Genomic DNA, 8,397 nt, shown 5'->3' on the forward strand with positions numbered 1-8,397 from the left:
ACTACAAAGATGTAAATAGCAAACACAACATATCGGAGATTTATAATGGATAAATCGCTTTCTAGTAAGATTTTTATAGGCTTGTTTGCCGGCCTTGTGCTCGGAACAGCAATTCAGTACTTATTTAGCGGTATTGCGATTTTTGATACATACCTACTTGGAGCAGCAGAAGGCGTTGGCGGCATGTTTGTCTCGCTGATCAAATTGCTTGTTGTTCCTTTAGTTTACGTTTCAATCGTATGCGGCATTGTTGACTTGAAAGACATCAGTGCATTTGGTCGTCTTGGTGGAAAAACTTTTACCCTCTACATTCTTAACACCATCATTGCGATTACGGCGGCTTTGACTGTTGGTTTGATTTTCCAGCCAGGAGCTGGTGCTAATCTGGCAGGAACGGTATCTGAGGCCGTACAGCTGACGACGACAGAAACGCCGGACATTTTCTCTCTAGTTGTTAACATTGTTCCTAGCAACCCAGTACAAGCGTTTGCTAACGGCGACATGCTGCAAATCATCTTCATGGCAATTCTGACAGGTCTTGCAATTCAAGCTTTGGATTCTCGTGGTGGTCCTGCCATCCGCACGTTCAAAATGGCAAATGAAATCATGATGAAACTGGTTGGGTTAGTGATGAGTCTTGCGCCATATGGTGTGTTCGCGCTAATGATTCAATTGGGTGCAACACTAAACGCCAATACATTGATGTCCGTGGCTGGTTATGTGGCCTTGGTGGTTGCGATGTTGGTGTTCTGGATCTTCTTCTTCTATCCAATGGCAGTAAGTCTTGCGACAGGGACCTCTCCAAAGACTTTCCTACGTGCAACTCGTGAGCAGATTCTGTTCTCTCTATCTACCGCGAGCTCAAACGCGACTATCCCGGTAACGATGCGAACACTGACAGAAAAGCTTCAGGTCTCTAAATCGGTTGCTGGCTTCGGTGTACCACTGGGCGCAACGATGAACATGTCTGGTGTGTCTATCTATATTGCTCTAGCAACGATGTTTGTTGCGAACGCTTTTGGACAGCCAATTAACACCGCAGACATCTTCACGCTTGGTTTAACTATTCTTCTATTATCTATTGGTGCTGGTGGCGTTCCTGGAGGCGGCGTGGTAATGGTAGGCGTTTTGCTTCACCAACTAGGCTTACCACCTGAAGGCTTGGCAATTATTGCTGCGGTTGACCGTATTAATGACATGTTCTGTACGTCTTCAAACGTTGTGGGCGACACGGCGGTAAACACCATTGTTGCAAAAACAGAAGGTGAGATTGGTAAAGAAGAAGGCGTTGACGCTGAGCCTGCTCAAGCGAACGCATAATGTCTTGAATCATTTATTTTAACCCTAATATTGAAACGAGCTCTTATGAGCTCGTTTTTTTTGTTTAGGAAGAGTCGGGCATAAATACATTTACCTGAGAAATGGTGTTTTGTTGCGCTACAGCAGTGTGACGAGTTCCCAACTAATCAGAAAGAAACACATAAATTTCGAAAAAAGACGCTTTTTTTTAATTCTGCCCTTGAAAAGCATTTTGCCGCCCTTATCTATGTGGCATAGAGAAGCAAACATTGATTATTTTTGTTTGTGAGCAAGGGTTGAAACCCGATTCTCCTCCCCCCACATTGGGGTTATAACCAAACGAAAATAGAATTTATTCGGAGATAGCCAGATGGGTAAAATCATTGGTATTGACTTAGGTACTACTAACTCATGTGTTGCTGTATTAGACGGCGACAAACCACGTGTAATTGAAAACGCAGAGGGCGAACGTACTACTGCATCGGTTATTGCTTACACTGACGGTGAGACGCTAGTAGGTCAACCTGCGAAACGTCAAGCAGTAACTAACCCAGAAAACACGCTATTTGCAATTAAGCGTCTAATCGGTCGTCGTTTTGAAGACGAAGAAGTTCAGCGTGACATCCAAATCATGCCTTACAAAATTGTTAAGGCTGACAATGGTGACGCTTGGGTAGAAGCAAAAGGCCAAAAAATGGCGGCTCCTCAGGTTTCTGCTGAAGTTCTTAAGAAAATGAAGAAAACTGCTGAAGATTTCCTTGGTGAGGAAGTAACTGGCGCAGTTATCACAGTACCTGCTTACTTTAACGATGCTCAGCGTCAAGCTACAAAAGATGCTGGCCGTATCGCAGGTCTAGAAGTTAAACGTATCATCAACGAACCAACAGCAGCAGCGCTAGCTTACGGTCTTGATAAGAAAGGCGGCGATCGCACTATCGCGGTATACGACCTTGGTGGTGGTACATTCGATATCTCTATCATCGAAATCGATGAAGTTGAAGGCGAGAAAACATTCGAAGTTCTAGCGACTAACGGTGATACTCACCTTGGTGGTGAAGACTTTGATAACCGCCTAATCAACTACTTAGTAGACGAGTTTAAGAAAGAGCAAGGTATCGATCTTAAGAACGATCCACTAGCAATGCAGCGTGTTAAAGAAGCAGCAGAAAAAGCGAAAATCGAGCTTTCTTCTACTTCTCAAACTGACGTAAACCTACCTTACGTTACTGCAGATGCAACTGGTCCTAAGCACATGAACATTAAAGTGACTCGTGCAAAACTAGAATCTCTAGTTGAAGACCTAGTACAACGCTCTCTTGAGCCACTAAAAGTAGCTCTAGCTGACGCTGATCTATCAGTAAACGACATCACTGACGTAATCCTAGTTGGTGGTCAGACTCGTATGCCAATGGTTCAAGCGAAAGTTGCTGAGTTCTTTGGTAAAGAAGCGCGCCGTGACGTAAACCCTGACGAAGCAGTAGCAATGGGTGCTGCAGTTCAAGGTGGTGTACTTGCTGGTGACGTTAAAGACGTACTACTACTAGACGTAACTCCACTGTCTCTAGGTATCGAGACAATGGGTGGCGTAATGACTAAGTTAGTTGAGAAGAACACGACTATCCCAACTAAAGCGAACCAAGTTTTCTCTACAGCGGAAGACAACCAGAGCGCGGTTACTATCCACGTTCTACAAGGTGAGCGTAAGCAAGCGATGTACAACAAGTCTCTAGGTCAATTCAACCTAGAAGGCATCCAGCCTGCACCACGTGGTATGCCACAAATCGAGGTTACTTTTGACCTTGATGCGGACGGTATCCTACACGTGTCAGCGAAAGACAAGCAGACTGGTAAAGAGCAGAAGATCACTATCCAAGCTTCTGGCGGTCTAAGCGATGAAGACATCGAGAAAATGGTTCAAGAAGCAGAAGCTAACAAAGAAGCGGACAAAAAGTTCGAAGAGCTAGCGACTGCACGTAACCAAGCTGACCAAATGATTCACGGTACTCGTAAGCAAGTAGAAGAAGCTGGTGAAGCACTACCTGCAGAAGAGAAAGAGAAGATTGAGGCAGCAATTTCTGAGCTAGAAACAGCGCGCAAAGGCGAAGACAAAGAAGCTATCGATGCTAAAGTTCAAGCACTAATGACAGCTTCTCAAAAACTGATGGAAATCGCTCAACAACAAGCTCAAGCGCAGCAAGCACAAGGTGCTGACGCCGATGCACAGTCTAAAGAAGACGACGTTGTAGATGCTGAGTTCGAAGAAGTTAAAGACGACAAGAAATAATATTTCTTAACCAGATGGCTGCAAAGCCATCTGGGGTCGATAAGACTTCGTGTGCGGGCGTTTGGGGCAACTCTTACGCCCGTCTGTTTGTAAACGCTGTCTTTCTAGTTAAGTATGTTGCGGATAAGTGCACTTACCTAGAACGATACAAACACCAAGCGGTGAATCGATGCCGTTTGTAGTAATTAACTGGTGACGAAGAACATGTCAAAACGTGATTTTTACGAAGTATTAGGCGTAAGCCGTGATGCCTCAGAGCGCGATATCAAAAAGGCGTACAAGCGTCTAGCGATGAAATTCCACCCAGACCGAAACCAGGGTGATGAGTCTGCGGCGGACAAGTTTAAAGAAGTAAAAGAAGCGTACGAAGTTCTGACCGACCCTCAAAAGAAAGCGGCGTACGACCAGTACGGTCATGCTGCTTTTGAACAAGGCGGCGGTGGTTTCGGTGGCGGCGGCTTTGGTGGCGGCGGTGCTGATTTCGGCGACATCTTTGGCGATGTATTCGGCGACATTTTTGGTGGTGGTCGTCGTGGCGGTGGTGGTCACCGTGCTCAACGTGGTGCGGACTTACGTTACAACATGGAACTGACGCTAGAAGAGGCGGTTCGTGGTGTAACGAAAGAGATCGAAGTACCAACACTAGTACACTGTGATACCTGTGATGGTAGTGGCGCGAAGAAAGGCTCATCTGCTGAAACATGTGGTACCTGTCATGGTCATGGTCAAGTACAGATGCGTCAAGGCTTCTTCGCAGTGCAACAAACCTGCCCAACCTGTCACGGTAAAGGCAAGATCATTAAAGACCCTTGTAATGAGTGTCATGGTCAAGGTCGTAAGCAGAAAACTAAAACACTTAACGTTAAGATCCCAGCAGGTGTTGATACTGGCGACCGTATTCGTCTATCTGGCGAAGGTGAAGCGGGAGAAATGGGAGCTCCAGCGGGTGACTTGTATGTACAAGTGCACGTAAAAGAGCACCATATCTTCGAACGTGATGGTAACAACCTATACTGTGAAGTGCCTGTAAGCTTTGCGATGGCGGCTCTAGGTGGTGAAGTTGAAGTGCCAACTCTAGATGGTCGCGTAAGCCTAAAAGTACCTTCAGAAACACAAACAGGTCGTATGTTCCGCATGCGTGGTAAAGGTGTGAAAGGCGTTCGCGGTGGCGGTATCGGTGACTTGATTGTTAAGTTGGTTGTTGAAACACCAGTAAACCTAAGCTCACGCCAAAAAGAACTGCTCAAAGAGTTTGAAGAGTCTTGTGGTGGTGAAGCGGCGACAAAGCACAAGCCTAAATCAGAAGGCTTTTTCAACGGTGTGAAAAAGTTCTTTGATGATTTAACCAGCTAAGACGTTAGTGAAAAGCACAAATACAAAGGCCTGCTAAAATGCAGGCCTTTTTGCATCTCGGTGTTCTTTCTAATTCCAGCAATCACTTGGTTCTTCGACATTTGTTGACGTTAAAGTAATCGTTTTAGCGCCAGTCAAGCACTCGTCGTCGTCTTGTCCCAGAGCCGATTTTGCTGTTGCTGTAATGGTATAGGCCGTACTTGCAGAGCTCGCAATATTGAAAGAAAATCTATCTGTGTCTGAATCACATAGAGTGCATGTGCCTCCAGAGATAATATGACTCCAGTCGTACCCACCATCATAAGATGTCTCTAGCTCTAGCTGAATTCGACTAAGATCGCTCAAGGCAACCGTCCTATGAGACTTGAGCACATGATTGGTGTAAGAAGGGTAGGCGACAGCCGCAATGATCCCGGCAATCACTACGGCTATCAGTAATTCGATCAATGTCATCCCTCCCAATCCTTTTTTGTAGCTGTTACAGCGAGAAATTCGAATCATCACGAGTAGTTTCCTTTTCACTTTTCCGCCTATTTTTGGCAGGTGATAGCATCTGTGCAAGATGAATTACGGCCCTTTTGCCGTTTACATAGGAATTTGGGAAATGCCTCGCGGGTTTACGTTGTTGGAGCTTCTTATTACTGTTGCTGTCTTGTCAGTACTACTACTTCTTGTCGCCCCAAGTTTTTCAAAAGTTAGCCAACACATGAAAATAGTGAATTTAGCCAACGAATTACAGGGTTTTTTGATCCAAGCGAAATCGGAATCGGTGATGAGAAATCAAGATTTGTGGGTTCATATTCAAGGCTTGCCTTCATCCACCGGAAGCTGGAAGCTCACACTCTCGAGTGTATCGAATGTCACTGACATTACTTCAATGAATACTGTTGCTGAGCTGCAAGGTCATCTATATCGAGGTTTGGTGGTGTCGAGTAATATAACTAGCGTCAAGTTTGATCGTGTTATGGGGAACCCCAGAAATGCGGGAAGTATTAACCTGAAGAAATCTCAAGCGGATACCAGTCCGATAAAAGTAACTGTTCATAACGGAGCAGGGCGAGTAAAAGTGTGCGCTATGAATGAGGCAAAATATGGCTTTGAACAATGCTAAACAGCAGGGTAGTACACTTGTTGAGTTTATGATTGCTGCGTTGTTAGGAGTTGTCGCTTTGGGCATTGTTGGCGCAGTGTTTCTTTCTAACCAAAAAACGGCTGTGCAGCGAAGCAAGGAAATAATGCTACTTCAGCAGATGAGTAGTGTAATTCAACAAGTGAAAGTGGATATTCAGCGAGCAGGATTTAATGGTATTACGACAAAATCAATGATGCTTTCCGGTTCTCCTAGCGTTCTATATCAACAATCCGAAAAAATCGGTTATGTTTATCGAAATACAGCAAGCTCTGTGAGTAATACGATATATCGGTTAAAGGATAATATGTTGGAATATTGCCAGGATGATTCACCATCACCTTTAAGTGTCGTGTCTGCTGCTAGTGGATGTTTTGATCTTTTTGATCCAAAGCAAATTAAAGTAACTCAATTTGGTGTTAGTCGAACATTACTATCAGGTTCGTCAATAGATAGTGCGTTTATTTCTATTTCAATGGCCGCTGAATTAAAAAATGATCCGGCAATTTCTCACGCCATTTTATTACAAGTTCAGCAAAGGAATTGGCAATGATACGTAAGCATCAACAAGGAGTGGCCACGTTACTTATTACTTCCATACTGCTCTCTGTCGCTTTGGTTGTGACGTTAGGCTCATATAAGAATCTATTTTATCAAATTAAGCGTGCGCAGAATGAAGTTAGTTCTCGGCAACAGCACTGGGAAGCGGAAGGAGGGCTTGAGTGTCTATTTGCTTATGTCACAGATGATGTATCCATAGTAAACGAGCTCATCCCAATTAATCACAATAATTTAAATACCTTATGTAAGAGGGAATTAAACCTTAGCCAGCTGAACGTTACTGATATAGGGGCAGGAGTCTATCGTATTAATTCTATATCTCACAATGGTTGGGCCCAGCTCAATAAAACTTTCAGTACACTAAGTAATCGTGGAAAAGGAGCGATACAAACCACATCCAAGTTAACTACTTATGGTGATTTAAAGGTTCATCCAGATGCGAAAGGTGATCTTAATTCTGACAATTTGTATGAATGCATATCACTGACTTATCGGTATAGTTATACCATGGAAGGCGGAAGCACAGGATCAAAATATAACACTGCATCAATAAGAGCGAATAGCTTATATGATGGTTCTCCTGCTGGAGGGTGTACCGCTGCAACGACAACCAATGTTACAGTAAAAGCTGGGAATGCAATTACGAAAACTAATAAACCTGAAACTTCTGATCCGCAGCTAAAAGGCGATTTTGTTTATGACTCGGAAGTCGATCCATTCCAAACCTTTTTTGATTACAAAAAAACACCGGAAAATATTGATAAAGTCAAAGCTTCATTTCCGAAAGCTGGGAAAATCAATTTGTCAAATGCGACACAGTGTAAATCAGCTATCGAAAATGCTTTTAAGGAAGTAGATAAGGTTTGGATTACTGGTGACTGCGCCATTCACGGGAATTTAGCACTTCAAGGCAACCATGAGAAATATACGTTAGTTATTCAAGATGGTATTTTTATCAATACTGGTTCAACAACATTTCAGGGTTCGCTTTTTCATTTAGTCGATAAAACTAAACCACAGTTTGCTCCTGATGAGTTAAAAAGCTATTGGGAAAGTTTGTTCTCGAATGCTGATGGCTCACCGACTAATTTTACCATTGGTAAACAATATACTGATCTTACACAAACTGTTTATGTTGATGCAGGGGCATTTCACGCAACGGGTGGTTATGGTTTTGATACTGATGGGTTAAAAACCTCAATTGCGGGCTCAATGGAGTTACTATTTGATTCCAGTAAAAGACCTACAACAAGGAGAAATGATGTTCGTTGGCAAGAGGGAAGTTGGAATGCCAAGTAAACAACATGGTTTTAGTTTAATTGAAATAATGATTTCTTTTATTTTAATTGGTGTCGGTGCTCTTGGATTGGTTAAGTTGCAAGCTTACATTGAGCTGCGGGCAGATTACGCGATGCATAGCATTGAAGCGCTAAATCTTGCTGAGCAGAAATTAGAGTGGTTTCGTACGCGTGGGGCTCTTTCTGCAGCTCCCTCGATGCCCGCCGCTAATTTTGATACAAATATTGTCTCTGGGGAAGATACTACGCACCCCTTGTATACTTTATCTTGGTCTGTGCCAACGGCAACTCTGTCGGGCGCACTTAAAACGATACATATGGAAGCTCTATGGCAAGATCGCCACGGTAAAATACAATCGGTAGAGCTGAAAACCATGATCTCTAAACATAGCGAATTTGATTAAATAGTCTAGGTTCCTGTTTTACGCCGATTCAATCAAAACCGATTGGAGTTCTTTGGATAAGGTGTTCAC

Annotated in this window: 8 protein-coding genes; 7 read left to right on the forward strand and 1 reads right to left on the reverse strand. The window is 43.6% G+C overall.

The features are described from left to right. Positions 1–45: 45 nt before the first annotated feature. The 3 genes from CAG69_RS20085 (at position 46) to dnaJ (ending at position 4,936) form a co-directional block, all read left to right on the forward strand. Positions 46–1,320: a dicarboxylate/amino acid:cation symporter gene (locus CAG69_RS20085; RefSeq protein WP_012842090.1), complete on the forward strand. Its 1,275-nt coding sequence runs from the start codon at positions 46–48 to the stop codon at positions 1,318–1,320. A gap of 349 nt (positions 1,321–1,669) precedes the next feature. Next, complete coding sequence (gene dnaK / locus CAG69_RS20090; protein ID WP_005391455.1) at positions 1,670–3,583, forward strand: molecular chaperone DnaK; 1,914 nt, start codon at positions 1,670–1,672, stop codon at positions 3,581–3,583. A gap of 204 nt (positions 3,584–3,787) precedes the next feature. Beyond that, positions 3,788–4,936: a molecular chaperone DnaJ gene (gene dnaJ / locus CAG69_RS20095; RefSeq protein ID WP_005391453.1), complete on the forward strand. Its 1,149-nt coding sequence runs from the start codon at positions 3,788–3,790 to the stop codon at positions 4,934–4,936. 69 nt (positions 4,937–5,005) lie between these two features. Here the strand turns inward: dnaJ and CAG69_RS20100 are convergent, their stop codons facing one another. Continuing rightward, positions 5,006–5,437 (reverse strand): type IV pilin protein, encoded by a 432-nt coding sequence (locus tag CAG69_RS20100; protein WP_161445877.1) that lies wholly within the window; start codon positions 5,435–5,437, stop codon positions 5,006–5,008. A 103-nt stretch (positions 5,438–5,540) separates the two neighbouring features. On the opposite strand from CAG69_RS20100, the gene CAG69_RS20105 reads away from it, so the two are divergent. From CAG69_RS20105 to CAG69_RS20120, 4 genes are read left to right on the forward strand one after another with little or no spacing between them, the layout of a single operon-like run. After that, on the forward strand, positions 5,541–6,047 hold the full coding sequence (locus tag CAG69_RS20105; RefSeq protein WP_161445871.1) for a GspH/FimT family pseudopilin: 507 nt from the start codon (positions 5,541–5,543) through the stop codon (positions 6,045–6,047). After that, positions 6,028–6,618, forward strand: a complete 591-nt coding sequence (locus CAG69_RS20110; protein ID WP_161445873.1) for a pilus assembly protein PilW — start codon at positions 6,028–6,030, stop codon at positions 6,616–6,618. The genes CAG69_RS20105 and CAG69_RS20110 overlap by 20 nt, the downstream gene beginning before the upstream one ends. Then, positions 6,615–7,925 (forward strand): hypothetical protein, encoded by a 1,311-nt coding sequence (locus tag CAG69_RS20115; protein ID WP_006741845.1) that lies wholly within the window; start codon positions 6,615–6,617, stop codon positions 7,923–7,925. Before CAG69_RS20110 ends, CAG69_RS20115 begins: the two co-directional genes overlap by 4 nt. After that, positions 7,915–8,328: a type IV pilus modification PilV family protein gene (locus CAG69_RS20120; RefSeq protein WP_161445875.1), complete on the forward strand. Its 414-nt coding sequence runs from the start codon at positions 7,915–7,917 to the stop codon at positions 8,326–8,328. The genes CAG69_RS20115 and CAG69_RS20120 overlap by 11 nt, the downstream gene beginning before the upstream one ends. Positions 8,329–8,397: the final 69 nt, after the last annotated feature.

It is taken from the genome of Vibrio sp. V43_P6S15P86 (assembly GCF_009904725.1).
Lineage (GTDB): Bacteria > Pseudomonadota > Gammaproteobacteria > Enterobacterales > Vibrionaceae > Vibrio > Vibrio diabolicus.